General features: G+C 75.6%; 19 protein-coding genes, 1 pseudogene and 1 riboswitch. Of the genes and pseudogenes, 10 read left to right on the top strand and 10 right to left on the bottom strand.

What is annotated here, in order from left to right; translation table 11 throughout:
* Window positions 1-60: 60 nt before the first annotated feature.
* Window positions 61-426 (bottom strand): annotated as a pseudogene (gene ribA / locus ACIOHG_RS14655) (GTP cyclohydrolase II RibA); the annotation flags it as partial.
* Window positions 427-681: 255 nt separating this feature from the next.
* On the opposite strand from ribA, the gene ACIOHG_RS14650 reads away from it, so the two are divergent.
* Window positions 682-1428, top strand: coding sequence for a VOC family protein (locus ACIOHG_RS14650; RefSeq protein WP_400949791.1), 747 nt, complete (start codon window positions 682-684; stop codon window positions 1426-1428).
* A gap of 7 nt (window positions 1429-1435) precedes the next feature.
* Here ACIOHG_RS14650 and lnt read toward each other — a convergent pair whose 3' ends face one another.
* Complete coding sequence (lnt, locus tag ACIOHG_RS14645) at window positions 1436-2989, bottom strand: apolipoprotein N-acyltransferase (RefSeq protein WP_400949790.1); 1554 nt, start codon at window positions 2987-2989, stop codon at window positions 1436-1438.
* Window positions 2990-3161: 172 nt separating this feature from the next.
* Window positions 3162-6779, bottom strand: coding sequence for a cobaltochelatase subunit CobN (gene cobN / locus ACIOHG_RS14640; RefSeq protein ID WP_400949787.1), 3618 nt, complete (start codon window positions 6777-6779; stop codon window positions 3162-3164).
* A 225-nt stretch (window positions 6780-7004) separates the two neighbouring features.
* A riboswitch (cobalamin riboswitch) is annotated at window positions 7005-7080 on the bottom strand.
* A 264-nt stretch (window positions 7081-7344) separates the two neighbouring features.
* Between cobN and ACIOHG_RS14635 the strand changes: the two genes are divergently transcribed.
* The 3 genes from ACIOHG_RS14635 to ACIOHG_RS14625 are packed head-to-tail and all read left to right on the top strand — an operon-like array spanning window position 7345 to window position 10831.
* The gene (locus ACIOHG_RS14635; RefSeq protein WP_400949785.1) at window positions 7345-8604 is read left to right on the top strand and encodes a cobalamin biosynthesis protein CobG; all 1260 of its coding nucleotides are present in this window, start codon (window positions 7345-7347) and stop codon (window positions 8602-8604) included.
* A complete protein-coding gene (locus ACIOHG_RS14630) occupies window positions 8601-9227 on the top strand; it encodes a precorrin-8X methylmutase (protein WP_400949783.1) in 627 nt (208 codons plus the stop codon). Before ACIOHG_RS14635 ends, ACIOHG_RS14630 begins: the two co-directional genes overlap by 4 nt.
* Complete coding sequence (locus ACIOHG_RS14625) at window positions 9224-10831, top strand: precorrin-2 C(20)-methyltransferase (protein ID WP_400949780.1); 1608 nt, start codon at window positions 9224-9226, stop codon at window positions 10829-10831. Before ACIOHG_RS14630 ends, ACIOHG_RS14625 begins: the two co-directional genes overlap by 4 nt.
* A gap of 18 nt (window positions 10832-10849) precedes the next feature.
* Here the strand turns inward: ACIOHG_RS14625 and ACIOHG_RS14620 are convergent, their stop codons facing one another.
* Window positions 10850-11590, bottom strand: a complete 741-nt coding sequence (locus ACIOHG_RS14620; protein WP_400949777.1) for a cobalt-precorrin-6A reductase — start codon at window positions 11588-11590, stop codon at window positions 10850-10852.
* A gap of 133 nt (window positions 11591-11723) precedes the next feature.
* Between ACIOHG_RS14620 and ACIOHG_RS14615 the strand changes: the two genes are divergently transcribed.
* Window positions 11724-12848: a cobalt-precorrin-5B (C(1))-methyltransferase gene (locus tag ACIOHG_RS14615; protein WP_400949774.1), complete on the top strand. Its 1125-nt coding sequence runs from the start codon at window positions 11724-11726 to the stop codon at window positions 12846-12848.
* Between the two features lie 350 nt (window positions 12849-13198).
* Window positions 13199-14992: an IPT/TIG domain-containing protein gene (locus tag ACIOHG_RS14610; RefSeq protein WP_400949772.1), complete on the top strand. Its 1794-nt coding sequence runs from the start codon at window positions 13199-13201 to the stop codon at window positions 14990-14992.
* Between the two features lie 74 nt (window positions 14993-15066).
* Here ACIOHG_RS14610 and ACIOHG_RS14605 read toward each other — a convergent pair whose 3' ends face one another.
* The 4 genes from ACIOHG_RS14605 to ACIOHG_RS14590 all read right to left on the bottom strand — a co-directional run bounded on the left by ACIOHG_RS14605 (window position 15067) and on the right by ACIOHG_RS14590 (window position 18780).
* Window positions 15067-16227, bottom strand: a complete 1161-nt coding sequence (locus ACIOHG_RS14605; protein WP_400949770.1) for a serine protease — start codon at window positions 16225-16227, stop codon at window positions 15067-15069.
* 236 nt (window positions 16228-16463) lie between these two features.
* The gene (locus ACIOHG_RS14600) at window positions 16464-16892 is read right to left on the bottom strand and encodes a RidA family protein (protein ID WP_400949768.1); all 429 of its coding nucleotides are present in this window, start codon (window positions 16890-16892) and stop codon (window positions 16464-16466) included.
* A gap of 32 nt (window positions 16893-16924) precedes the next feature.
* Entirely contained in the window at window positions 16925-17683 is a 759-nt protein-coding gene (locus ACIOHG_RS14595) for an IclR family transcriptional regulator (protein WP_400949766.1), read from the bottom strand.
* Window positions 17680-18780, bottom strand: a complete 1101-nt coding sequence (locus tag ACIOHG_RS14590; RefSeq protein WP_400949764.1) for a sugar kinase — start codon at window positions 18778-18780, stop codon at window positions 17680-17682. Before ACIOHG_RS14590 ends, ACIOHG_RS14595 begins: the two co-directional genes overlap by 4 nt.
* Before the next feature lie 244 nt (window positions 18781-19024).
* Here ACIOHG_RS14590 and ACIOHG_RS14585 point away from each other — a divergent pair, with 244 nt between their 5' ends.
* The 4 genes from ACIOHG_RS14585 to ACIOHG_RS14570 all read left to right on the top strand — a co-directional run bounded on the left by ACIOHG_RS14585 (window position 19025) and on the right by ACIOHG_RS14570 (window position 23491).
* On the top strand, window positions 19025-20404 hold the full coding sequence (locus ACIOHG_RS14585; protein ID WP_400949761.1) for an amino acid deaminase: 1380 nt from the start codon (window positions 19025-19027) through the stop codon (window positions 20402-20404).
* Window positions 20404-22026, top strand: a complete 1623-nt coding sequence (locus tag ACIOHG_RS14580) for an amidohydrolase family protein (RefSeq protein WP_400949759.1) — start codon at window positions 20404-20406, stop codon at window positions 22024-22026. Before ACIOHG_RS14585 ends, ACIOHG_RS14580 begins: the two co-directional genes overlap by 1 nt.
* Window positions 22027-22100: 74 nt before the next feature.
* The gene (locus ACIOHG_RS14575) at window positions 22101-22730 is read left to right on the top strand and encodes a bifunctional 4-hydroxy-2-oxoglutarate aldolase/2-dehydro-3-deoxy-phosphogluconate aldolase (RefSeq protein ID WP_400949757.1); all 630 of its coding nucleotides are present in this window, start codon (window positions 22101-22103) and stop codon (window positions 22728-22730) included.
* A gap of 362 nt (window positions 22731-23092) precedes the next feature.
* Complete coding sequence (locus ACIOHG_RS14570) at window positions 23093-23491, top strand: hypothetical protein (protein ID WP_400949754.1); 399 nt, start codon at window positions 23093-23095, stop codon at window positions 23489-23491.
* A gap of 71 nt (window positions 23492-23562) precedes the next feature.
* Here ACIOHG_RS14570 and cobM read toward each other — a convergent pair whose 3' ends face one another.
* Both cobM and cbiE read right to left on the bottom strand, forming a co-directional pair.
* Window positions 23563-24303: a precorrin-4 C(11)-methyltransferase gene (cobM, locus tag ACIOHG_RS14565; RefSeq protein ID WP_400949752.1), complete on the bottom strand. Its 741-nt coding sequence runs from the start codon at window positions 24301-24303 to the stop codon at window positions 23563-23565.
* On the bottom strand, window positions 24300-25568 hold the full coding sequence (gene cbiE, locus ACIOHG_RS14560; RefSeq protein ID WP_400949749.1) for a precorrin-6y C5,15-methyltransferase (decarboxylating) subunit CbiE: 1269 nt from the start codon (window positions 25566-25568) through the stop codon (window positions 24300-24302). The genes cobM and cbiE overlap by 4 nt, the downstream gene beginning before the upstream one ends.
* Between the last annotated feature and the right edge of the window lie 31 nt (window positions 25569-25599).

Raw genomic sequence — 25599 nt, 5'->3', positions numbered from 1 at the left:
TCACTCTCCGGTCAGCGGCGCGCACCCGCACCTGGAGAGGTGTCAGCCTGGTTACGCGCCCTGCAGGCGGTAGGCGTCCAGTTTGTTGTAGAGGCCGATGCCGCGGCCCTCCTGGCGGAGGTAGAGCAGGTAGCCGCCGGCGTCGGCGATCCGCTCGACGGATTCGCGCAGCTGGGGGCCGCAGTCGCAGCGGGCGGAGCCGAAGACGTCGCCGGTCAGGCACTCGGAGTGCAGGCGGACCAGCGGGGCGGCGGACGCGGTGGGGTCGCCGAGGGCGAGGGCGAGGTGTTCGGCGCCGTCGGCCAGGCCGTGGAAGGTGTGCACGTCGGCCTCGACGCGGTAGCCGTCGGCGAAGGTCAGCGGGATGCGGACCCGGGAGCGCACGGTGGCGGGCTGCGTCGGGGCGGTGGCGGGCTGCGTCGTCATGTCGGGTCCTCCGGGGGCCGCGAGGGGGTGTCGCCTGCGGTCCGGTCACGTGGTCGGGGCGTCCCGCTCCTGCGGGTCGTTCAAATTCGAACCGGATCGTGCCCGCCCGACGCTACACCGTGGTTCCAATTTGAACAACCACCGTCCCGGTTGCCCCGGCCGTCCCGTTCGGCCCACCAGTCCCGGGGATACCCGCCGGTATCCCGGCAGGCTGGAGGGTGCCGAGGCCCGACCGACCCTGGAGGCGACCCGCCCGTGAAGACCACCGAAGCCGTCCCCGGGGCGCCCTGCTGGGTCGAGCTCGCCACCGCCGACCCGGTCGTCGCGAAGTCCTTCTACCACGAACTCTTCGGCTGGCGGGCCGAGCGGGAGGAGGGGGCTGGAGGCCGGACCGGGATGCACCTCGGCGAGGACCTGGTCGCCGCCCTCGCCCCGCCCGCCGACCCGGGACGCCCCGCCGCCTGGACGCTCGGCTTCCACGTCCCCGACGTCGACGCCGCCGCCGCGGAGGCCGTCGCGGCCGGCGGCGCCCTGCTCCGCCCGCCGGCCGCCCTGCCCGCCCCTGGCCGGTCCGCCGTCCTCGCCGACCCCGGCGGCGCCGCGTTCGAGGTCCGGTCGCCCACCGCCCGGCGCCTCGACCGGCGCGACGAACCCGGCGCGCTCGGCTGGGTCGAACTCGCCGCCCGCGACCCGCGCACCGTCGCCGCGTTCTACGCCCGGCTGTTCGGCTGGAGCGTCGCCCCCGGCGAGACGTACACCCAATTCGGCCTGGGCGGACGGGACTTCGGCGGCATGACGGACATGGCCGACCAGTTCCCCGCCGACACCCCGCCGTACTGGATGCCCTACTTCACGGTCGTCGACGTCGACCTCAGCACCGAACGCGCCGCCCTGCTCGGCGCCACCGTCACCCTGCCGCCCACCGACGTCCCCGACGGCCCGCGCCTCGCCGTCCTGCACGACCCGGCCGGCGCGGTGCTCGGCATCCACGCCCCCCTGTGACGGAACGTCAGACCCGCGCCGACGGCAGCTCGGGCGCCGCCGCGGGCGCGTCCGGACGGCGCCGCTCCCGCAGCCGCGGCCCCGCGCCCGCCGCCAGCGCGCCGAGCGCCACCGCGACCGCCGTCAGCGGCACCCAGTCGCCCAGCCGCACGTACCAGGTCCGCGCCGAGGGCACCGCCAGCGGCAGCTCCACCGTCAGCGCCCCCGACCCGCCCGTGGTCATCCGGGCCAGCCGCCGCCCCTGCGGGTCGTACGCCACCGACTCGCCCGTCAGCGCCGCCTGCACCACCGGCCGGCCGGTCTCCGCCGCCCGGAGCGCCCCCAGCGAGGCGTGCTGGGCCGGCGCCCAGGTCGACTGGAAGGTCGACGTCGAGGACTGGTAGACGATCAGCTCCGCGCCCTGACGGGCCGCCACCCGCGACATGTCCGGGAACGCCGACTCGAAGCAGATCAGCGTCCCCACCGGCAGCGGCCGCCCGTCCCGCCCGACCACCGGCAGCAGGTGCACCGCACTGCCCGGCACCCGGTTCTCGCCCGCCGCCGCGCTCACCCCCGCGATCCAGCCCAGCAGCGGCCGCAGCGGAATGTACTCGCCGAACGGCACCAGCCGGATCTTCCGGTACCGCGCCAGCACGCCCGAAGGGTCCACCAGCACCGCGTCCTTGGAGATCCGCCCGTCCGCCTTCCGGGCGTCCTCGCCGACCAGCAGCTGCGCGCCCGTCGCGCGGGACAGCGCCGCCAGCCGGTCCACCGTCGCGCCCTCCCGGTCCAGGTCCGCCGTGGTCGAGCTCTCGCCCCACACCACCAGGTCCACCGGGCGGCCCGCCAGCGACCGGGTGATCCGCACGTTCGCCTCCAGCCGGGCCCGCTCGTCCGCGGTCTGCCCCGCCTGCACCAGCGCCACCGACGCCGACCCCGACGTCGCGGGCGCCGCCTGCACCGCGAACAGCAGCGGCCCCGCCAGCACCGACACCGCCGCCGTCGCCCCCGCCAGCAGCCGCACCCGGACCCGGCGCGCACCCACCAGCAGCACCAGCGCCGTGTTGACCGCCACCAGCGCCCAACTCACCAGCCACACCCCGCCGACCGAGGCCAGCCCCAGCACCGCCGGATGCTCCCACTGCGAGGCCCCCAGCAGCGCCCACGGCCCGCCCAGCGCGTGCCAGGACCGGGCGAACTCCGCGCTCACCCACACCGCGGGCAGCACCAGCAGCGCCGCCGCCGCCCGACGGGGCGTCGGCTCCCCGGCCAGCAGCCGGTGCGCGGCCAGGCCGAACGGCGCCAGCAGCACGCCGAACACCACCGCCAGCAGCGGCAGCGCCGGACCGATCGACGGCACCAGCCAGTACATGCCGGTCAGGATGAACCCGGCGCCGAACCACCAGCCGCGCACCGCCGCCTCGCGCGCCGAACCCGCCGCCCGCATCGCCAGCAGCCCCGGCACCAGCGCCGCCCAGGCCAGCCCGGCCAGGCCCGCGCCGGGGAAGGTCAGGACGGGCAGCGCGCCCGCGAGCAGCGCGCCGTAACGGGCCGGACGGGAGAGGGCGTTTCGCAGGCTCATGCGGAGATTGTCCGCCCGGGCGGGGCCGGAGGCACTCCTATCCGGCCACCGGCATGTCAACGCCGCCGAGCCTTCGCCCGGCCGACACCCGCCCGCCACAACCCGGGCCCGGGGAGCGGGCCGTGGCCGCCGCACGTCCGGGGGCGGGCCGTGGCCGCCCCCGGGCCCGGGGTCACTCGCCCTCCAGCTCGCCCTCCGTCTCCAGGAACACCTGGCGCAGCTCGTCCAGCAGCGCCGCGTCCGGCTCCGCCCACAGGCCGCGGCCCGCCGCCTCCAGCAGGCGCTCGGCGATGCCGTGCAGCGCCCACGGGTTGGCCTCGGCGAAGAACTCCCGGTTCACCGGGTCGAGCACGTACTCCTGGGTCAGCTTCTCGTACATCCAGTCCGCGACCACGCCCGTCGTCGCGTCGTAGCCGAACAGGTAGTCGACGGTCGCGGCCATCTCGAACGCGCCCTTGTAGCCGTGCCGGCGCATCGCCGCGACCCAGCGCGGGTTGACCACCCGGGCGCGGAAGACCCGGGCCGCCTCCTCGGTCAGGGTGCGGGTGCGGACCGTCTCCGGGCGGGTCGAGTCGCCGATGTACGCCTCCGGGTTGCGGCCCGTCAGGGCGCGCACCGTGGCCACCATGCCGCCGTGGTACTGGAAGTAGTCGTCCGAGTCGGCGATGTCGTGCTCGCGGGTGTCGGTGTTCTTCGCCGCCACCGTGATCCGCCGGTAAGCGGTTTCCATCTCCTCCCGGGCGGGCCGCCCGTCCAGGTCGCGGCCGTACGCGTAGCCGCCCCACACCGTGTACACCTCGGCCAGGTCCGCGTCGGTGCGCCAGTCCCGGCTGTCGATCAGCTGGAGCAGGCCCGCGCCGTAGGTGCCCGGGCGGGAGCCGAACACCCGGACGGTGGCCCGGCGTTCGTCGCCGTGCTCGGCCAGGTCGGCCCGCACGTGGGCCCGGACGAAGTTGTCGGCGTCCGGCTCCTCCTGGCGGGCCGCCAGCCGCACCGCGTCGTCCAGCAGCGCCACCACGTGCGGGAAGGCGTCCCGGAAGAAGCCGGAGATCCGCAGCGTCACGTCGATCCGGGGCCGGCCCAGCTCCGCGAGGGGGATCGACTCCAGGCCGGTGACCCGGCGCGAGGCGTCGTCCCACACCGGCCGGACGCCGAGCAGCGCCAGCGCCTCCGCGATGTCGTCGCCCGCGGTGCGCATCGCCGAGGTGCCCCACAGCGACAGGCCCACCGAGGGCGGGAACTGGCCGTCGTTGTCGGCCCGGTAGCGCTCGACCAGGGACGCGGCCAGCGCCTGCCCGGTCTCCCAGGCCAGCTTGGACGGGACGGCCTTCGGGTCCACCGAGTAGAAGTTCCGCCCCGTCGGCAGCACGTTCACCAGGCCGCGCAGCGGCGAGCCCGACGGCCCGGCCGGGACGAAACCGCCCTGCAGGGCGTGCAGCACTGCGTCCAACTCGTCGGTGGTGGACGCCAGTCGGGGCACCAGCTGGGTCGCGGCGAAGGTCAGCACCTCGGCGACGGCGGGCGGGAAGTCGGCCGCGACCCCGGCAACCGCCGCCGGGTCCCAGTCCTTCGCCTCCATCGCCTCGACCAGCGCCCGGGCCTGCTCCTCCGCCGCGTCCGCCGCGCCCAGGGTCGGCGCCGACTCGTCCAGGCCCAGCGCCTCGCGCAGGCCCGGCAGCGCGCTGACGCCGCCCCAGATCTGCCGGGCCCGCAGGATCGCCAGCACGATGTTGACCCGGTCCGCCCCCGTCGGGGCCTGCCCGAGCACGTGCAGGCCGTCGCGGATCTGCGCGTCCTTGATCTCGCACAGCCAGCCGTCGACGTGCAGCAGGAAGTCGTCGAAGCCGTCGTCCTCGGGCCGCTCGTCCAGGCCCAGGTCGTGGTCCAGCTTCGCGGCCTGGATCAGCGTCCAGATCTGCGCCCGGATCGCCGGGAGCTTCGCCGGGTCCATCGCCGCGATGTTCGAGTGCTCGTCGAGCAGCTGCTCCAGGCGCGCGATGTCGCCGTAGGAGTCGGCCCGCGCCATCGGCGGCACCAGGTGGTCGACCAGGGTGGCGTGCGCCCGGCGCTTGGCCTGGGTGCCCTCGCCCGGGTCGTTCACCAGGAACGGGTAGACGAGCGGGAGGTCGCCGAGCGCGGCGTCCGGGCCGCACTCCGCCGACAGCGCCGCCGTCTTGCCCGGCAGCCACTCCAGGTTGCCGTGCTTGCCCAGGTGCACCACCGCGTGCGCGCCGAAGCCGCCGTCCTGCCGCGCGGCCGCGATCCACCGGTACGCCGCCAGGTAGTGGTGGCTCGGCGGCAGGTCCGGGTCGTGGTAGATCGCCACCGGGTTCTCGCCGAACCCGCGCGGCGGCTGGATCAGCACCAGCAGGTTGCCCGAACGCACCGCCGCCAGCACGATGTCGCCGTCCGGGTTGTGCGAACGGTCCACGTACAGCTCGCCCGGCGCCGGGCCCCAGTGCTCCTCGACCTGCTCGCGCAGCGCCGCCGGCAGCGTCGCGTACCAGCGCCGGTAGTCCGCCGCCGGGATGCGCACCGGGTTGCGGGACAGCTGGTCCTCCGTCAGCCACGCCTGGTCGTAGCCGCCCGCGTCGATCAGCGCCCGGATCAGCGCGTCGCCCTCGTGCTGCCCGTCCTCGACCTGCGTGTCCAGGCCCGGCAGGCTGTCGCCCAGGTCCATGCCCTCGGCGCGCAGCCGCTCCAGCAGCCGGATCGCCGAGGCCGGGGTGTCCAGGCCCACCGCGTTGCCGACCCGGGCGTGCTTGGTCGGGTACGCCGACAGCACCAGGGCGAGGCGGCGCTCGGCCGCCGGGGTGTGCCGCAGCCGGGCGTGCCGCACCGCGATGCCCGCGACCCGGGCCGCCCGCTCCGGGTCCGCCGCGTACACCGTCAGCCCGTCCTCGTCGACCTCCTTGAAGGAGAACGGGACGGTGATCAGCCGGCCGTCGAACTCCGGCACCGCGATCTGCGTCGCGGTGTCCAGCGGCGACAGGCCGTCGTCGCTGCCCGCCCACTTCTCCCGCGACCAGGTCAGGCAGAGCGCCTGCAGGATCGGCCGGTCCAGTGCCGCCAACGCGCCCGCGTCCCACGCCTCCTCGTCCCCGCCGGCCTGCGCGTCGGCCGGGCGGGTGCCACCCGCCGCCAGTACCGTCGTGACGATCGCGTCGGCCGCGCCCAGCTCCGCCAGCAGCTCCGGCTCGGCGCCGCGCAGCGAGGCGCAGAAGTAGGCGCGGGCCCGCGCGCCCTGGTCCTCGATCGCCCGGCACAGCGTCTCCACGAACGCGGTGTTGCCGCTCATGTGGTGCGCCCGGTAGTACAGCACCGCGACGGTCGGGCCGGTGCCGTCGCCGTCCCGCGCCGCGCGCTCCAGCGGCCCCCAGGCCGGGGCGGAGGCGGGCGGCGCGAAGCCGTGGCCGGTCAGCAGCACCGTGTCGGACAGGAACGCGCCCAGCTCCGCCAGGTTCGCCGGGCCGCCGTGCGCCAGGTACGCGTGCGCCTCCGCGGCGATGCCCGCCGGGACGGTCGACAGCTCCATCAGCTGCGCGTCCGGCGCCTGCTCGCCCGTCAGCACCACCACCGGACGGGGCCCCGCGAGCAGCGCGTCCAGCCCTTCCTGCCAGGCCCGGCGGCCGCCCAGCAGACGCACCACCACCAGCTCGGTGCCCGCCAGCAGTTCGGGCAGTTCCTCCGGCGACAGCCGGGCCGGGTTGCCCAGCCGGAACGGCACCGGGCCGTCGGAGGCGCGGGCGCTCAGCAGGTCGGTGTCGGACGTGGACAGCAGCAGGATCATGCGGAGGCCCTCCCGGGCGTCTCGGCGGGCGGGGACGGCAGGTGCGGCAGATGCGGCGAGTGCGGCGGGAAAACGCCGGTCGGGCGGGCGCCGCGACGGGCGCCGGGAACGCGAACGGGCCCGGCGGGCGCGGGGCCCCCGGGCGACCGGCCGGGGCCGGACATGCGACAGCGCACGGGTCGGACCTTCCTCGGGGTCCTCGCCCCGGGCAGTGGAGGACGGCCGGAGTTCCTGGCTCCCGCGGCTCACTGAGCCGCGGTCACAGTGGCGGGACCGCACCGGATTCGCACCGGACTTCCTCCGCTGTGCCGTCGCTGGCAGCGGACACCCCAGGGGTGCCCGCCAGCATCGTACGGGGTGATCGGCCGCCGGGGGAGTGTGACCTGCGACGCTGTCCGGAACCCGCCCCCGCGCGCCGCCCGGACCGCCGTGACCTGCGCAATCGGCCCGCCGCCGGAGTGGGCCCGCCCCGGTGGGACGGACGTGCGGCGTGGCGTGCGGCGTGGTGCGCGGTGTGACGCAGCAGGCAGTGGCCGCCCCCGGGCCGGTGGGTATGCTCGCCGCCATGCCACCCACACCCGACGCCCACCGGGCACTCCCCGTCGGGCCCGACCGAGGCCGCGCCGACGCCTGCCCCGGCGCGCTCCGCCTGCACCGCGCCGAGGACGGCCACCTGGCCCGACTCCGGCTCCCCGGTGGCTACTTGACGCATCATCAGCTGCTCGCCACCGCCGACGCGGCCGACGACCTCGGCGACGGCGAGGTCGAGATCACCTCGCGCGGCAACCTCCAGCTCCGCGGCCTCGCCGACGGCTGCGCCGCCGAACTCGCCGAACGGCTGCGCGCCGTCGGCCTGTTGCCCTCCGACACCCACGAACGCGTCCGCAACCTGGTCGCCTCCCCGCTGGCCGGCCTCGACGGCCGGGGCCTCGGGGGGAGCGAAATATCCTCCTGGGTACGGGAGTTGGACGAGGCGCTGTGCGCCGCGCCGTGGGCCGCCGGACTGTCCGGAAAGTTCCTGTTCGCGCTCGACGACGGCCGCGGCGACGTCGCCGCGCTGAACGCCGATGTGACCTTGATCGCAGTCGGCGGCGGCCGCGCCCTGCTCCGCCTCGGCCGGGCCCGGCGCGGCCGGACGGTCGACGCGCCGGTGCCCGCCGCGCTCGCCGCCGCCCGCGACTTCCTCGACCTGGCCGCCGGCCGGGCCTGGCACCTGCGCGAGGTGCAGGACGAACTCCCCGAGGGCGATGTCCCGCTGCCCCCGTTCGCCGGCGAACGGCCCGCCCTCGGCGCGGTCGGGGACACCGCGGTCGGGGCGGGCGGCGTCTCGGTCGGGCTGCGGTTCGGCCGGGCGGACAGCGCCCAGTGGCGGCTGCTGGCGCAGGCGCTCGACCAGGCGGCTTCCCCGCACGCGGACGCGGTGCGCGCGGTGCGGCTGACGCCCTGGCGCGGCGTCGTGGTGCCCGGCGCGGACGCCGCCTGGGTGCCGCGCCTCGCCGCCGCCGGGTTCCGGGTCGAGTCCGGCGGCCCCTGGGAGGGCGTCACCGCCTGCACCGGGCTGCCCGGCTGCGGGAAAGCGCTTGCCGACGTCCGCGCGCAGGCCGCCCGCGCCGTCGCCGACGTGCCCGCCACCGGACTGCCCGTGCACTGGTCCGGCTGCGGCCGCCGCTGCGGACACCCCGCCGGGCGCTGGGTCGACGTGCTGGCCACCGCGGCCGGGCACCGCGTCACCGTGGACGGCTCCGTGCGCGACACCACCGAGAACGAGACCGCCGAGGCAGTGGCCGAGGCGCGCAATGCCGAATGGCGGAGGCCCAAGAAATGATCGAGTACGAGAAGGACGGCGCGGAGATCTACCGCCAGTCCTTCGCCACCATCCGCGCCGAGGCGGACCTGGCCGGCCTGCCCGCCGACATCGCGCAGGTCGCCGTCCGGATGATCCACGCCTGCGGCATGACCGACCTGGTCGAGGACCTGCTCTGGTCGCCCGGCGCGGTCGCCGACGCCCGCCGCGCGCTGCGGGCCGGCGCGCCGATCCTCTGCGACGTCAACATGGTCGCCAGCGGCGTCACCCGCAAGCGGCTGCCCGCCGACAACGAGGTGCTCTGCACCCTCACCGACCCGGCCGTCCCCGAGCTGGCCCGGAAGCTGGGCACCACCCGCAGCGCCGCCGCCATGGAGCTCTGGCTGCCCCGCCTGGAGGGCGCCGTCGTCGCCGTCGGCAACGCCCCCACCTCGCTGTTCCGGCTGCTGGAGCTGATCGAGGCAGGCGCCCCGCGCCCCGCCGCCGTGATCGGCGTCCCGGTCGGCTTCATCGGCGCCGCCGAGTCCAAGCAGGCCCTCGCCGACCACCCCGCCCGACTGGAGCACCTGGTGGTCCGGGGCCGCCGGGGCGGCAGCGCGATCGCCGCCGCCGCCATCAACGCGATTGCGAGCGAACAGGAATGACCGAGCGTCAGGAAACTGCGGGAGTCGAACCCGGGGCGGTCACCGGGACGGCCGGCGGGACGGCCCGGACCGGGCGGCTCTACGGCGTCGGCGTCGGCCCCGGCGACCCGTCGCTGCTGACGGTGCGCGCCGCCGAGCTGATCGGCAAGGCCGACGTCGTCGCCTACCACTGCGCCCGGCACGGCCGTTCGAACGCCCGGGCGATCGCCGAGCGGTACCTGACCGGCGGCCAGCTCGAAGAGCGCCTGATGTACCCCGTCACGGTGGAGACCACCGACCACCCCGGCGGCTACCGGGGCGCGCTCGACGACTTCTACCGGGAGGCCGCCGAACGGCTCGCCGCGCACCTCGACGCCGGGCGCGACGTGGTGGTGCTCGCCGAGGGCGACCCGCTGTTCTACGGCTCCTACCAGCACATGCACAAGCGCCTCGCGCACCGCTACCCGACCGAGGTGGTGCCCGGCGTCACCTCGATCAGCGCCGCCGCCGCCCGCCTGGGCACCCCGCTGGTCGAGGCCGAGGAAGTCCTGACGATCATTCCGGGCACCCTGCCCGAGGAGGAGCTGACGGCCCGGCTGGCCGCCACCGACTCCGCCGTGGTGATGAAGCTCGGCCGGACCTTCCCCGCCGTGCGCCGCGCCCTGGAGCGGGCCGGGCGCCTCGACGAGGCCCGGTACGTGGAGCGCGCCACCATGGCGGGCGAGCGGACCGGCGCGCTCGCCGACATCGACCCCGAGGGCGTCCCGTACTTCTCGGTCGCGGTGGTGCCCAGCCGGGTCGCCGCCCTCGACACCGCCGGGGAGCCCTTCGAGGCGCTGGCCCCGGCGCGGGTCCCGGAGCGGGACGCCGAGGGCGGCGGCGAGGTCGTGGTGGTCGGCACCGGTCCGGCCGGGCCGCTCTGGCTCACCCCCGAGGCGCGCGGCGCGCTCGCGAACGCCACCGACCTGGTCGGCTACACCACCTACCTCGACCGGGTGCCGGTCCGTCCCGGGCAGGTCCGGCACAGCTCCGACAACAAGGTCGAGGGCGTCCGGGCCGAGTTCGCCCTGGAGTTGGCGCGCCGCGGCCGCCGGGTCGCGGTGGTCTCCTCCGGCGACCCCGGCGTGTTCGCCATGGCCACCGCCGTCCTGGAGGCCGCCTGCGAGGACCCCTACCGGGACGTCCCCGTGCGCGTGCTGCCCGGCATGACCGCCGCGCACGCCGCCGCGTCCCGGGTCGGCGCCCCGCTCGGCCACGACTACGCGGTGATCTCGCTCTCCGACCGGCTCAAGCCCTGGGAGGTGATCGCCCGCCGACTGCGGGCCGCCGCCGAGGCCGACCTGGTCGTGGCGCTGTACAACCCCGGCTCCAAGTCCCGCACCACGCAGGTCGGTTCGGCCCGCGACCTGATGCTGGAGTACCGCGACTCGGCGACGCCCGTGGTGCTGGCCCGGGACGTCGGCGGCCCGACCGAGCGGGTCCGGACGGTGGAACTCGGCGCGCTCGACCCGGCCGAGGTCGACATGCGCACCCTGCTGCTGATCGGCTCCACCCGGACCCGGTGGGTCCGGCGCGGCGGCGGGCAGCAGGTGGTGTGGACGCCGCGCCGCTACCCCGAGGAGTGAGCCACCGCTGACGGTCCATCAGATTCCCAGCGTGCGCAGCCAGTCGACCGCCCCGGCGCCGTCCGGGGCGGTGCGGACGCCCTGCGGGGCCTGCGGGCGCTGCACCACCACGACGGGCAGGCCGAGTTCGCGGGCGGCGGTCAGCTTGGGCGCGGTCGCGGCGCTGCCGCTGTCCTTGGTGACCAGCACCTCGATGCGGTGCGCGCGCAGCAGCGCGCGCTCCCCGTCCAGGCTGAACGGGCCGCGCTCCAGCAGGACTTCGGTCGCGGCGGGCATCGGCGCGGCCGGCGGTTCGACCGAGCGGGCCAGGAACCACAGCCCGTCGAGGCGGGCGAAGGCGGCGATGCCCTGGCGGCCGGTGGTCAGGAACACCCGGCGGCCGAGCCCGGGCAGCGCGGCCGCGGCGGCCGCCAGGTCCGGTACCGGGTGCCAGCGGTCGCCGGCCACGGGCTGCCAGCTGGGGCGGCGCAGCGCGAGCAGCGGGGTGCCGGTCTCGGCGGCGGCGAGGGCCGCGTTGCGGCTCATGGTCTCCGCGAACGGGTGGGTGGCGTCCAGCAGGGCGGCGACCCGGTGGGCGCGCAGCCAGGCGGCCAGGCCGGCCGGGCCGCCGAAGCCGCCGATCCGGACCTCCCCGGCGGGCAGCCGGGGCCGGTCCACCCGGCCGGCGAGCGAACTGGTCACCCGCAGCGCCGGATCGGCGGCCAGCTGGTCGGCCAGCCGGCGGGCCTCGGTGGTGCCGCCGAGGATCAGGACGTGCATGCGGGACTCCCGGGGCCGGTGGGGCGGACTTTTCACTCTAACCGGGGCCGGGCGCGGGATATTGCGGGGCGGGGGCCGGGTGCCGGAGGCCGGTGCCACGGCCGGGCGGCCGGGTGAGCGGAAGGAGCGGGAGATGGGCGCGGACGTGAGCGGTGGGCGGGCCGGGCAGTTGCGCAGCAGCGGGTTGCGGCCGGGGTGGACGACGGGGGCGTGTGCCACGGCGGCGGCCAAGGCCGCGTACACGGCGCTGCTGGGCGGCAGGTTCCCCGATCCGGTGGAGATCGTGCTGCCGCGCGGGGAGCGGCCCGCGTTCGCGCTGGCCGTCGAGGAGTTGGCGGCGGGCCGGGCGACGGCCGGGGTGGTGAAGGACGCGGGCGACGACCCGGACGTGACGCACGGCGCACTGGTGCGGGCCACCGTGCGGGCGGGTGCGGCGGGCAGCGGGGTGGTGTTCCGGGCCGGGCCGGGGGTGGGGACGGTCACCAAGCCGGGCCTGCCACTGCCGGTCGGCGAGCCGGCCGTCAACCCGGTGCCCCGGCAGCTGATCCGGGCCGCGATCGCCGAGGTGGCGGGGGAGTTCGGGGCGTCCGGGGACGTGGAGGTGGAGCTGTCGGTCGACGGCGGCGAGGAGCTGGCGCGCCGGACCTGGAACCCGCGGCTGGGCATCCTCGGAGGGCTGTCGATCCTCGGCACCACCGGCATCGTCGTCCCGTACTCGTGCTCGGCGTGGATCGACTCGATCCGGCGCGGCATCGACGTGGCCCGGGCCGCCGGGCGCACCCACGTGGCGGGCGCGACCGGTTCGACCTCGGAGAAGGTGGTCGCCGCCGCGTACGGGCTGCCCGAGGACGCGCTGCTGGACATGGGCGACTTCGCGGGCGCGGTGCTCAAGTACCTGCGCCGGCACCCGGTGCCGCGGCTGACGGTGTGCGGCGGCTTCGCCAAACTCTCCAAACTCGCGGCGGGCCACCTGGACCTGCACTCGGGGCGCTCCCAGGTCGACACCGCGCACCTGGCCGACCTGGCCCGGGAGGCGGGCGCGCCACCGGAGCTGGCGGCCCGGGTGGCGGCCGCCAACACCGCGCTGGAGGCGGTCCAGGTGTGTGCGGCGGCGGGCGTCCCGCTGGGTGACGCGGTGGCCCGGCACGCCCGCCGGGTGGCGCTGGAGGTGCTGCGGGGCGCGCCCGTCGCGGTCGACGTGATCTGCGTCGACCGCGCGGGCGCGGTGGTGGGCCGGGCCGAACCCCTGGGCCCCTGAGGCGTGGTGGCGGAGGCGCCTGCAGATCGTCGAGCGGGCTCGACCGGTCCGTTTCGGCACGAGGTTCCGGGCGGCACAGGCGGATGGTGCTGCGGACGAGTCGGAGCAGTCCCCGGTGGAGGTCGGCGCGGTCTGCCGCTCCAGCCCCGGATGGTCACATTCCGATTGTGAATGATCAGAAACGTTCATCATCATTCATCCGATGATGCGTCAAGTTCAGTGCAGCTAGCGTGATTTGACAGGGTCCGGCCGTTCGGCCGGGCTTCTGCATCCCGCGAGAGGCGGAACACATGGCACTGACCACCGATCACACGGCGATACGCCCGGGGCGCTGGGGGAGACTGCGGCGAGTGGCGGCGGCCTCGCTGGCCACCGCACTGCTCGGTACCGCCGCCGCGGTACTGCCGGCCGTGCCCGCGCACGCCGCCGGCCCGGGCCAACTGATCTACGTCGCCAACCTGTCCGACAACTCCGTCTCCGCCGTCGACTCGGCGACCGGGGCGACGGTGGCCACCATTCCTGCCGGTACGGGGCCCGCCGACGTGGCGCTCACCCCGGACGGCTCGCAGGCGTGGGTCACCGACTACGGCGGTAACTCCGTCTCGGTGCTCGACACCGCCACCAACACGCTCGCCGCGACCGTCACGGTCGGCCAGTCGCCCCAGTCGGTGGTCGTCTCCCCGGACGGCGCCCGCGTCTACGTGGCCCACACGGGCAGTCCCGGCGGGGTCGAGGTGATCGACACCTCCTCCCTGACCGTCACCGCCACCCTGCCCACCGGCGGCTACCCGGCCGCCATCGCGCTGTCCCCGGACGGCGGTCGGCTCTACATCGGCGATTTCTTCGCCGACGCGGTGTCGGTGGTCGACACCGCGACGCTGGCCACCACCGCCACCGTCCCCGCCGCCTCCCCGTCCGGGATCGCCGTCAGCCCCGACGGCACCCGCGTCTACGTCGCCCGGTACAACAACAGCAGCGTGCTGGTGATCGACGCCGCCACCAACACGGTCACCGCGACCGTCACGGTCGGCTCGCAGCCCCAGGGGATCGCCGTCACCCCGGACGGCGGGAGCGTCTACGTCGGCAACTGGACGGGCAGCGCGGTCTCGGTCATCGACGCCGTGACCAACACCGTGACCGCCACCGTTCCGGTCGGCGGCGGGCCGCGCGCCGTCCTGGCCGACCCGGACGGCACCCGCGTCTACGTCGCCAACGCCTTCTCCGGCACCATGTCGGTGATCGACACCGCTACGCGCACCGTCACCGCCACCGTCCCCACGGGCGCCCGCCCGTACGGCCTGGCGATGGGCAAGGCCGTCCTGCCCGCTGTTACCGGTCTGGCGCCCGATCACGGTCCGACCACCGGCGCTACCACCGTCACCCTGACCGGCACCCACCTGACCGGTACCACCGCCGTCACCTTCGACGGCACCCCCGCCACCGGCGTGACCGTCGTCAACGACAGCACCGTCACCGCCACCGCGCCCGCGCACGCCGCCGGGACCGTCGGTGTCGCCCTGACCTCCAAGGGCCGCACCGTGCCCGCCGGCAGCTACACCTACCGGGTCCCCGCGCCGGCCGTCACCGGCCTCGCCCCGGCCACCGGCCCCGCCGCCGGCGGCACCGCCGTCACGATCACCGGCAGCCACCTCACCGGCACCACCGCCGTCGCCTTCGGCACCGCCCCGGCCCTCTCGTTCACCGTCGTCGACGACAGCACGCTCACCGCCACCGCCCCCGCCGCCCCGGCCGCAGGGCCGGTCGACGTCACCGTCACCACCCCCGGCGGCACCAGCACCGCCACGGCCGCCGACCGCTACACCTACACCAAGGACGCCACGAAGCTGACGGCGAACCCGCTGCTGCTCTCGATCGCGCCCGGCCAGTTGAACGTCAACCTCGACCTGTCCGCCACCCTGACCGACACCACCACCGGCAGGCCCGTCCCCGGCGCCACGATCACCTTCACCGTCGGCACCACCCCCGTCTGCACCGCCACCACCAACGCGTCCGGTGTCGCCACCTGCACCGGCCCCTGCCCGGTCGTCACCGTCCTGCTCAACCTCGGCTACACCGCCACCTACGCCGGCGACCCCGCCCACCAGGGCGCCACCGCCACCGCCGGCCTCGTCCGCATCGGCTGACCGGGCCCACAGCCACCGGGGCCGCCACCGGGAACCACCCGGCGGCGGCCCCCACCGCGTGTCCGCTCCGCCGGCTACTGCGCCGGGCAGGGGACGATGAGCGAGCCCACGGAGGCCTGGGTGGGACCGACGACCAGGGTGTCGACGGAACCGGAGGCGGTGGCCGTGTCGGTGCCGGGTGACTCGGTCTCGGCCGGCAGGTAGACGCACAGCCCGAGCAGGCCGGCCACGATCGTGCCTTCGGAGCTGTACTCGGGAACGGGCCGGGTGTTGTTGACGATCTCGGCGTAGCCGCCGGCCGGGATCGCCGTCACCGTCGTGGCGCTGCGCAGGGCGAGGTTGTCGGAGACGGCCGGCCGGTTGTTCCGGTAGTCGTCGTCGGTCTTGTAGAGGCACACGCTGTCGGCGGGGCAGCCGTGGTCGGCGCCGACGGGTGCGGCGGTCGGGGCGTGGGCCGGGGCGGCCGGAGCGGCGGGGCCCCGGTTGGCGTCGATCCAGGGGCGCAGCTCGGCGATGTCGGTGTAGACGCCCGGGTAGGCGGAGCGGCCGCAGCCGTAGCCCCAGGAGACGAGGGCGGCCAGTCGGCCGTCGTGGACCAGGGGGCTGCCCGAGTCGCCCTGGCAGGCGTCGCCCGTGGTGTCCGCCCCGGCGCAGAGCATCCGGTCGGTGATGTCGTTGAACCCCTCGTACCTCTGCTTGCAGGTGTCGTTGGCGACGACCGGCACGTCCGCCTGCTGTGCGGTGGCCGCGGGTGCGCCGCCCTCGGCGGTCGCGCCCCAGCCGTACGCGGTGACGACGGTGCCGCCGCCCAGGTGCTCGCCGGAGCCGATCAGGGGGAGCGCGGCGGTGCTCTTCCCGTCGAGGACGAGCGGGGTGGCCAGCTTCACGATCGCGAGGTCGTAGTCGATGGCCTGGGCGTCGTAGTCGGGGTGCAGCCGGATCTCGGCCACGGCCGCCGTCCGGCCGCCGGAGGTCCGGCTCAGGCTCCCGGCGCGCACGCTCATCCCGGCGGGGCGGGCTCCGGCCACGCAGTGCGCGGCCGTCAGGACGGTGGTGGCGTCCACGACGGTGCCGCCGCAGGGGCGCGGGCCGTTCTGCAGAGCGACGAGGTACGGGGCCTGGCCTGCCGCGACGGCGTGCCCGCCGACGACAGCGGTCGCCGGCGAGGAGGCGGCGAACACCGCAGTGGCCGCCAGGGCCGCCGCGGCGCACCGGCGCACGAAACTTGTGGTCACTGTGTTCAACCCCCGGGTCCTGTCGTGTGGGCATGTTCCCGACACGATTGATCAAGGAGGGATGGTAGCGGTCGGCGGGGGGTGCCGTGCCAACGCGTCCACGCCGCCGACCACCGCTGTCCGGCCTGCCGTGCGGAGCGGCACCGCCCGGACGGCCGACGCTTCCGGCCGGGGACGGCCAGGGCGTCAGCCGGTCGGGGGCGGGCCCCCGGGCGGTGCCGGCCGCGTCCTCGTCGTCAGTCGGTCACGACGGCCTGGGCGTCGATCTCCACCAGCATGGGCTCCTGGGGGAGTTCGACGAAGATCGTGGTGCGGCAGGGCTTGACGCCGCCGGCGGGGATGTTCTCCTCGATGAACTGGGCGTAGACCTCGTTCATCAGGGGGAAGTCGGCGCGCTTGGTGAGGTAGACGCGGAACATCACCACGTCCTCGACGGTGGCGCCGCCGGCCTCGACGATGGCCTTGACGTTCTCCAGGGTGCGGCGGGTCTGGGCCTTCACGTCGCCGTGGTGGAGGTACTCGCCGGTGGCCGGGTCCTGCGGGCCCTGGCCGGAGACCTGGAGGATCGGGCCCTTGCGGACGCCCTGGGAGAACATCCAGGCCGGGGCCGGGGCGCCGTCGGTGCGGATCTCGGTCTTGCCGTTCTTGTCGTTCTTGTCGCTCATGTGCGGTGCTCCAGTGCGGTCGTGACGGATCGTCAGGGATGCGGACGGTGCGCGGGCAGGCCCGCGTCGGCGGAGATCGCCCGGGTGCAGGCGAGGAGTGCGGGGAGCAGGTCGAGGACCTGCTCGTAGCGCAGCAGGACGTCCGGCACCGAGATCGAGGCGGCCGCGACCACCCGCCCGGAGGCGTCCCGGATCGGCGCCGCCACGCAGTTGATGAACGCCTCGTGCTCGGCGTGGTCCTGCGCCCAGCCCTGCGCGGCGACCTGCTCCAGCTCGGCGAGCAGCGCGTGCGGGCTGGTGAGGGTGTTCGGGGTGTGCACCGTGAACTCGATCGTGTCGACCACCCGGCGCCGCTCGGCCGGCGGCAGGTCGGCCAGCAGCACCTTGGCGACCGCCGTGTTGTGCAGCGCCGCCCGCAGCCCGATCCGCGAGTACATCCGCACCGGGTGCCGGGAGTCGTACTTGTCGATGTAGACCACCTCGCCGCCCTCGTACGCGGCCAGGTGCACGGTCTGGCCGGTCGCCGCGTTCAGCTCGGCGAGGTGCGGGGCGGCGGTGCGGCGGATGCCGCGCTGCTCCAGGGCCAGGCTGGAGAGCGCGAACAGGCCCGCGCCCAGGTGGTAGCGGTACTGGCCGTCGCGGTAGACGAAGCGCTCCTCCTCCAGGCTCTGCAGCAGCCGCAGCACGGTGGTCTTGTGCACGCCGATCAGCTCGGCCAGCTGGTCGAGGGAGCGTTCGCCCTCGCCGAGTTCGGCGAGCAGGCGCAGTGCGCGGGTGACGGTCTGGCTCATGGGCGTTCCGAGGGTTCGAGGGTGTTCGGGCCGGCCGGGGCCGGAGCGGTGGCGGTCAGGGCGGGGGAGTGGATGCCCGTCGCGGTGACGGTGGTGGCCGCCCAGTCGCGCGCGTCGGCGGCCAGCAGCGCCGCCACCGTCCGGGCGTCCGGCAGGGCGCCGTGGTCGGTGGCGGCGGTCAGCGCGCCCGCCGCCGCGAGGTGGCCCAGCCGCAGCCGGGAGCGGACGTCCAGGCCGCGCAGGGTGCCGGCCAGGTAGCCGGCCGCGAAGGCGTCGCCCGCGCCGGTCGGCTCCACCACCTCGACCCGCAGGGCCGGCTCGGTGACCGAACCGCCGCGCCGGTCGAGCGCGGTGACGAGGTGTCCGGAGTCCTTGACGACGACCGTCGCGGGAGCGGGAAAGCGCTTTCTGATCGCCGCCGGGTCGCCGGTGCCGAACGCGTCCCCGGCCTCGTCGGCGCCGAGCAGCAGCACGTCCGCCGCGTCCAGCAGCTCCGGCAGCACCGAGGCGTCCCGGTGCCGCCACAGCGCCGGGCGCCAGTTCAGGTCGAAGGAGAGCAGCCGCCCCGGCCGGCGCTCGGCCAGCAGCGCGCGCACCAGGGCCAGGCAGCCGTCCGAGAGTGCGGGCGTGATGCCCGTCAGGTGCAGCAGCGGCGCCGCGGCCAGCAGCGCGGCCGCCGCCGGGTCGGCCAGCAGCGCCGGGCCGAGCGCGGAGGCCGCCGAGCCGGCCCGGTAGTAGTGCAGGCGGGAGCGGCCCGGGCCGAGGTCGTGCGGCAGGCCGGACCCGCCGGTCTCCTTCAGATACACGCCGGTCGGGCGGTGCGGGTCGACGGCGACGGCGGAGACGTCCACGCCCGCGGCGGCCAGCTCGCCGGTGAGGCGGCGGCCGAAGCCGTCCGCGCCGACCCGGCTGATCCACGCCGTCGGCACGCCCAGGCCCGCCAGCGCCGCCGCCACGTTGGACTCCGCGCCGCCCACCGAGGGGCGGAACGCGCCGACGGCCTCGAACGGGCCGGGCCGGTCGGGGAGCAGCACCGCCATCGACTCGCCCAGGCACACCGCCCGGGCGGCGGCCGCCCCGCCGTCCTGATCCGCCATCAATCCCGCTCCCTCGCCCTCGGGCCCGCGCCCCGCCCCACCGCACGGGCCCGCCCCGGCCGGGCCTCGGCGGTGAGCCCCGGTGCTGCGTGCCTGGTGGGAAGGGGGACGGGCCGCGTCGCGGTCCGTTGACCACCGTCCGGCGTGAATGCTAGAACCGTAGCACCAACATGCGCAATAGAGGTTGCGCATGTTGCAACTCCCCAGCTCGCAGGCGGGTCGGGGTCGGAACGGAGGCACGGCGATGAGCGGAACCAGCGGAACCGGGGGAGCCGGGGGAACCGGCGGCACGGGCATCCCGGCGGAGCAAACACCCCCCGGGCGGCCGTACTTCGCCGACCCCGCGCCGTGCCCCGGCCTCGACACCGTCGCCGTCGCCGCCCTCGCCGAGGAACGCCTCGACTTCCGGTTCAAGGCGATCCCCGCCGACGCCGCCGGCCTGACCGTCCGCGAATGGCTCGCCACCCGCCCCGGCCTCGACGCGCTCGGCACCCCGCTGCTCACCCTCGACGCCGCCGCCCTCGACCACAACCTGCGCACCATGGCCGCCTGGTGCGCCGAGGCCGGGGTCCGGCTCGCCCCGCACGGCAAGACCACCATGGCCCCCGCCCTCTGGCAGGCCCAACTCGCCGCCGGCGCCCACGCCATCACCCTCGCCAACCTCCCCCAACTGCGGGTCGCCCGGGCCTTCGGCGTCCAGCGCCTGCTGCTCGCCAACAGCCTGCTCGACCCCGCCGGACTCGCCTGGATCGCCACCGAACTCGACCGCGACCCCGGCTTCGCCTTCACCTGCTGGGCCGACTCCGCCGACAGCGTCCGGCAGATGGACGCCGCGCTGCGCGCCGCCGGAGCCGAACGCCCCGTCGAGGTCCTGGTCGAACTCGGCGGCCCCGGCGGCCGCACCGGCGCCCGCGGCGTCGCCGCCGCCCTGGAGGTCGCCGCCGCCGTCCGCACCGCCCCCACCCTGCGACTGGCCGGCGTCGGCGGCTACGAGGGCGCCCTCGCCCACGACGCCTCCGACCCGGCGCTCGCCGCCGTCCGCGGCTACCTCGCCGACCTCGCCGACCTGCACCGCCGCCTGGCCGCCGACTACCCCACCGCCACCCCGGTCGTCACCGCCGGCGGCAGCGCCTACTTCGACACCGTCGCCCAGGAGTTGACCCCGCTCGCCGCACAGGTCCCCGGCACCGTGGTCGTCGTCCGGGCCGGCGCCTACCTCGCCCACGACGACGGCTTCTACCGCGGCATCTCCCCGCTCGCCCGGGACGCCGACGCGACCCCGCTGCGCTCCGCCATGCACGGCTGGGCTCGGGTCGTCTCCCACCCCGAACCCCAACTCTCCCTGCTGGACGCCGGGAAGCGCGACCTCCCGTTCGACGAGGGCCTGCCCGAACCCCAACGCGTGCGCGGCGGCGGCGACCTGGCCGGCGCCACCGTCACCGCCCTCAACGACCAGCACGCCTTCCTCCGCGACGCCGGCCCCGCCGCCCCCGTCGGCGCCGTCCTGCGCCTCGGCCTCTCCCACCCCTGCACCGCCTTCGACAAGTGGAGCCTGATCCCCGTCCTCGACCACGCCGACGCCGCACACCCCCGCGTCGTCGACCTGGTCCGGACGTACTTCTGATGGCCGACCTGCTGCTGCGCGCCGCCACCGTCGTCGACGGCACCGGTGCCGACCGCCACCGGGCCGACGTCACCGTCACCGACGGCCGGATCGAGGAGATCGGCCACGGCCTGACGGGCCGTCAAGTCATCGACGCCGACGGCCTGGTGCTCGCCCCCGGCTTCATCGACATGCACGCCCACTCCGACCTGCGCCTGCTCGTCGAACCCGACCACCCCTCCCGGATCACCCAGGGCGTCACCCTCGACGTCCTCGGCCAGGACGGCCTGTCCTACGCCCCCACCGACGACCCCGCACTCACCGCGCTGCGCCGCCAACTCGCCGGCTGGAACGGCGACCCCGAGGACTTCGACTGGAACTGGCGCACCGTCGGCGGCTACCTCGACCGCCTCGACGGGGCCACCGCCGTCAACGCCTGCTACCTCGTCCCGCACGGCAACCTCCGGATGCTCGCCATGGGCTGGGACAACCGCCGCCCCACCACCGTCGAACTCGACCGGATGCAGGCCCTGTTGGAGCAGGGGCTGGCGGAAGGCGCGGTCGGCATGTCCACCGGCCTCAGCTACACCCCCGGCATGTACGCCGACACCGACGAACTCACCGCCCTGTGCGCCACCGTCGCCCGGCACGGCGGCTTCCACGCCCCGCACCAACGCTCCTACGGCGCGGGCGCCTTGGAGGGCTACGCCGAAATGGTGGAGATCTCCCGGCGCTCCGGCTGCCCGCTCCACCTCACCCACGCCACCATGAACTTCGGCGTCAACGAGGGCCGGGCCGGTGCCTTCCTCGACCTGGTCGACACCGCCCTCGCCGACGGCGTCGACCTCACCCTCGACAGCTACCCCTACCTGCCCGGCTCCACCACCCTCGCCGCCCTGCTGCCCAGTTGGGCCACCGAGGGCGGCCCCGAAGCCACCCTGGCCCGGCTCGCCGACCCCGCCGCCCGCGAACGCGTCCGCGCCGACGTCGAGGAACACGGCAGCGACGGCTGCCACGGCGTCGTCACCGACTGGGACACCATCCAGATCTCCGGCGTCCGCAACAGCGCGCTCGCCGGCGTCGTCGGCAGCCGGATCTCCGAACTCGCCGCCGAACAGGGCCGCACCGGCACCGAGATCTTCTTCGGACTGCTGCGCGCCGACGAGCTGGGCACCACCATCCTCCAGCACGTCGGCCACGAGGAGAACGTCCGCGCCATCATGCGGCACCCCGCGCACACCGCCGGCAGCGACGGCCTGCTGGTCGGCGCCCGCCCCCACCCCCGGGCCTGGGGCACCTTCCCGCGCTACCTCGCCCACTACGCCCGCGAGTTGGGCGTCCTCACGCTCGAACAGGCCGTCGCCCGGATGACCGGCCGCCCCGCCCGCCGACTCGGCCTCGACCGGCGCGGACTGATCCGCCCCGGCCACCACGCCGACCTGGTCCTGTTCGACCCCGACACCGTCCGCGACACCGCGACCTACGACCTGCCCCGGCAGCCCGCCGAAGGCATCGCCCACGTCCTGGTCAACGGCGTCGCCGCGCTCCGGGACGGCAGACCCACCGGCGACCTCGGCGGGCGGGCGCTGCGCCGCGACCCCCGCGACCACCTGGTCCGGGCACGGGGCCGAACCCGGGACTGAACCCGGGGCTGAACCCGGACCAGGGCCCGGGCCTTTTGAGACAGCACACGCACCGACAAGGGAAGTTGGCAGGAATGGGAAGCGAAAACGCCGAGCTGCGGGCACAGTTGGCGGCCCGACCGGTGATCGCGGTCGTCCGGGCCCCGGAGATACCCGACGCGGCGGCACTCTGCGAGGCCCTCGCCGCCGGCGGCATCGCCTGGACCGAACTCACCTTCACCACACCGGAGGTGACCCGCCACCTGGCCGCCGCCGCGCAGGCCGGCCACCGGGTCGGCGTCGGCACCGTCCTCACCGCCGAACAGGCCCGCGCGGGCATCGCCGCCGGGGCGACCTTCCTGGTCACCCCCGGCCTGCGCCCCGCCGTCGCCGAGGCCGCCCGCGCGGCCGGCACCCCCGTGGTGATGGGCGCGCTCACCCCCAGCGAGGTCGCCGACGCCGTCGACCTCGGCGCCGCCGCCGTCAAGATCTTCCCGGCCAAGGTCTTCGGCCCCGGCTACTTCAAGGACCTGAACGGCCCCTACCCCGGCGTCCCGCTGGTCGCCTCCGGCGGCGTCAACGCCGGCAACGCCAGGGCCTTCCTCGACCACGGCGCCCTCGCCGTCTGCGCCGGCACCGACGTCGTCCCCCCGCAGGCCGTCGCCGTCGGCGACTGGGCCGAGATCACCCGCCGCGCGAAGGAGTTCACCGCCTCACTGTCCTGAGCATTTCCCGACGGAATGTCCCAGAGGCCCTGAAGGGGACCGCGGGGTCGTTTTGGCGCACATGTGGATCCGTATGGGTGTTGAAACTTTTCGGCCGATGTACAGCCTTTGGTGCGATTGCCCCGACCCGTACTTTCTGTCGAATTGGCAAGGAAATGCCTTGGTAAACAGCGGGCCCCGAGTTGTCTTTTCTGGCCAAAAGGGCTTCGTTTGTTCTTCTTCGGGTCGTCAATTTCCTGGAATGTCCGACTATCCTGCGGGGGGAGGGAGCGTTTTTGAGACGGTCGCCGCCCCGGCCCTGGAAGGGAAAGTTCGAGGACGGTAGGTTCGTCCCAGTGAATTTCCCAACGGGAGGGAACGCAATGAAGATCAAGGGAAAACTGGTTCGGATCGCCTCCGTTTCGGCCGCGGTGGTCGGGATGGGGCTGGCCACCGCCATGCCCGCGCACGCGACGGCCACCGGGTGCACCGACGGCGGTAGCAACTGCATCCAGGTGGTCGGCTCCGGGCTCAACGTCACCAAGATCACGTCGAGCTACTCGAAGGCCCCTTCGACCACCTCGGACTACATCGCCGACCTGAGGATCGAGATTCCGGGCCAGAGCGCCCAGTACTACTACGGCTACGCCTCGTCGACCCAGAACAGCCCGGTCGGCTACAACTGGAGCTCCGGTCACACCGGCAACTACCCCAACAACACCCGGATCTGCACCAGCTGGGCGTGGACCGGCGGATGGGCCTGCGTGACCGTCCACAGCTGATCGCCGGAATCCGAAGAGGTGCCGGCCCCGCACGTCCGTGCGGGGCCGGCACCTCTTCGGCGGCACCCGGGTCAGCGGCTGCGGGCGGTCGAGTACAGGTGGCTGTCGCGGAACTCGGTCGCGGCCAGGGTCCGGCCCACGATGATCACGGCGGTGCGGATCACCCCCGCGGCCTTCACCTGGACCGCGATGTCGCCGAGCGTGCCGCGCAGCACCAACTCGTCCGGGCGGCTGGCCATCGCCACCACCGCGGCCGGGCAGTCGGGCCCGTAGTGCGGCAGCAACTCCTCCACCACGCTGTCCGCGTAACGCGCCGCCAGGTGCAGCACCAGCAGCGCGCCGCTCTTCCCGAGCACCGCCAGCTCCTCGCCCGGCGGCATCGGCGTCGCCTGCCGGGCCACCCGGGTCAGGATCACCGTCTGGCCGACCGTCGGCACCGTCAGCTCCCGCTTCAGCGCCGCCGCGGCCGCCGCGAACGCCGGCACCCCCGGCACCACCTCGTACGGGATGTCCGCCGCGTCCAGCCGGCGCATCTGCTCCGCCATCGCCGAGAACACCGACGGGTCGCCCGAGTGCAGCCGCGCCACGTCCAGGCCCGCGCGGTGCGCCCGGACGATCTCCGCCAGGATCCGGTCCAGGTCCAGGTTCGCGGTGTCCACCAGCCGGGCGTCCGGCGGGCAGTCCGCCAGCAGCTCCGTCGGCACCAGGCTCCCCGCGTACAGGCACACCCCGCAGCGGGCCAGGGTGCGCTGCCCGCGCACCGTGATCAGGTCGGCCGCGCCCGGGCCCGCACCGATGAAATAGACCGTCACTTCGCTCCTCCGGCAGGGACGTCCACGCTCGCCTCGGCACCGGCCCCGCCGGTGCCCTTCACCACGCTCCACTGGGTGACCGGCATCGCCTGCCGCCACCCCGTGAACCCGCCCACCGGCACCGCATGCGCGACGGACAGCTTCACCAACTCGCCGCCGTACCGCCGGTACCACTGCGTCAGCAGCGCCTCCGACTCCAGCGTCACCGTGTTCGCCACCAGCCGCCCACCCGGCCGCAGCGCCGCCCAGCACGCCTCCAGCACCCCCGGCACCGTCAGGCCGCCGCCGACGAACACCGCGTCCGGACGCTCCAGCCCGGCCAGCGCCCCCGGCGCCGCGCCCTCCACCACCCGCAGCCGCGGCACCCCCAGCGCGGCCGCGTTGCGGACGATCCGCCCCACCCGCACCGGGTCGCGCTCCACGCTGACCGCCCGGCAGCCGCGGTGCGCCCGCAGCCACTCGATGCCGATCGAACCGGAGCCGCCACCGACGTCCCAGAGCAGCTCGCCCGGCGCCGGACCGAGCGCCGCCAGTGTCGCCGCCCGGATGTGACGCTTCGTCAACTGGCCGTCCGACTCGAAGAGTTCGTCCCGCAGGCCCGGCACCAGCTGCTGGCGCGGCGCGTCCGGCTCGGCCGCCGCGCACTCCACCGCCAGCACGTTCAGCGGATCACCGGCCGGCACCGACCAGTCCTGCGCGACACCCTCCCGGACCGCCTCCGCCGGGCCGCCCAACTGCTCCAGCACCCGGACCCGGCTCGGCCCGTAGCCGCGCTCCACCAGCAGCCGCGCCACCAGGGCCGGCGTCGCCGCGTCCGCGCTCAGCACCAGCACCCGGCGGCCCGGGTACAGCGCCGCGTGCAGCGCCTCCGGGGCCCGGCCGACCAGCGTCACCACCTCGGTCTCCTCCACCGGCCAGCCCAGCCGGGCGCACGCCAGCGACACCGAGGACGGCTGCGGCAGCACCCGCAGCCGCTCCGCCGGCACGCCGCACTCCAGCAGCGTCCGGCCGATCCCGTAGTGCATCGGGTCGCCGCTCGCCAGCACCGCCAGCCCGCGCCCCGCGAAACGCTCCACCAGCCCCGGCACCGCGGCCCGCAGCGGCGAGGGCCACGCGACCCGCTCCGCCGTCACCTCGGCGGGCAGCAGCGCCAACTGGCGCGGCCCGCCCAGCACCGCCCCCGCCGCGACCAGCGCCTCCCGGGCGGCCGCCGACAGCCCCGGCCAGCCGTCCGCCCCCACCCCCACGACCGTGATCGCAGACACGCACACACTCCAGACGGCTCGGGGACGGGGC

The sequence above is a fragment of the Kitasatospora sp. NPDC088134 genome (genome assembly GCF_044741705.1).
Taxonomy (GTDB): Bacteria; Actinomycetota; Actinomycetes; order Streptomycetales; family Streptomycetaceae; genus Kitasatospora.
The sequence above is the reverse complement of the archived record's forward strand: the minus strand, read 5'-3'. Positions and strand labels throughout refer to the sequence as shown.

Coding starts and splice junctions, on each gene's coding strand:
- lnt (WP_400949790.1), bottom strand. CDS start 2,989: ATGAGCCTGCGAAACGCCCTCTCCCGTCCGGCCCGTTACGGCGCGCTG.
- cobN (WP_400949787.1), bottom strand. CDS start 6,779: ATGATCCTGCTGCTGTCCACGTCCGACACCGACCTGCTGAGCGCCCGC.
- ACIOHG_RS14635 (WP_400949785.1), top strand. CDS start 7,345: ATGCCACCCACACCCGACGCCCACCGGGCACTCCCCGTCGGGCCCGAC.
- ACIOHG_RS14630 (WP_400949783.1), top strand. CDS start 8,601: ATGATCGAGTACGAGAAGGACGGCGCGGAGATCTACCGCCAGTCCTTC.
- ACIOHG_RS14625 (WP_400949780.1), top strand. CDS start 9,224: ATGACCGAGCGTCAGGAAACTGCGGGAGTCGAACCCGGGGCGGTCACC.
- ACIOHG_RS14620 (WP_400949777.1), bottom strand. CDS start 11,590: ATGCACGTCCTGATCCTCGGCGGCACCACCGAGGCCCGCCGGCTGGCC.
- ACIOHG_RS14615 (WP_400949774.1), top strand. CDS start 11,724: ATGGGCGCGGACGTGAGCGGTGGGCGGGCCGGGCAGTTGCGCAGCAGC.
- ACIOHG_RS14600 (WP_400949768.1), bottom strand. CDS start 16,892: ATGAGCGACAAGAACGACAAGAACGGCAAGACCGAGATCCGCACCGAC.
- ACIOHG_RS14595 (WP_400949766.1), bottom strand. CDS start 17,683: ATGAGCCAGACCGTCACCCGCGCACTGCGCCTGCTCGCCGAACTCGGC.
- ACIOHG_RS14590 (WP_400949764.1), bottom strand. CDS start 18,780: ATGGCGGATCAGGACGGCGGGGCGGCCGCCGCCCGGGCGGTGTGCCTG.
- ACIOHG_RS14585 (WP_400949761.1), top strand. CDS start 19,025: ATGAGCGGAACCAGCGGAACCGGGGGAGCCGGGGGAACCGGCGGCACG.
- ACIOHG_RS14580 (WP_400949759.1), top strand. CDS start 20,404: ATGGCCGACCTGCTGCTGCGCGCCGCCACCGTCGTCGACGGCACCGGT.
- ACIOHG_RS14575 (WP_400949757.1), top strand. CDS start 22,101: ATGGGAAGCGAAAACGCCGAGCTGCGGGCACAGTTGGCGGCCCGACCG.
- ACIOHG_RS14570 (WP_400949754.1), top strand. CDS start 23,093: ATGAAGATCAAGGGAAAACTGGTTCGGATCGCCTCCGTTTCGGCCGCG.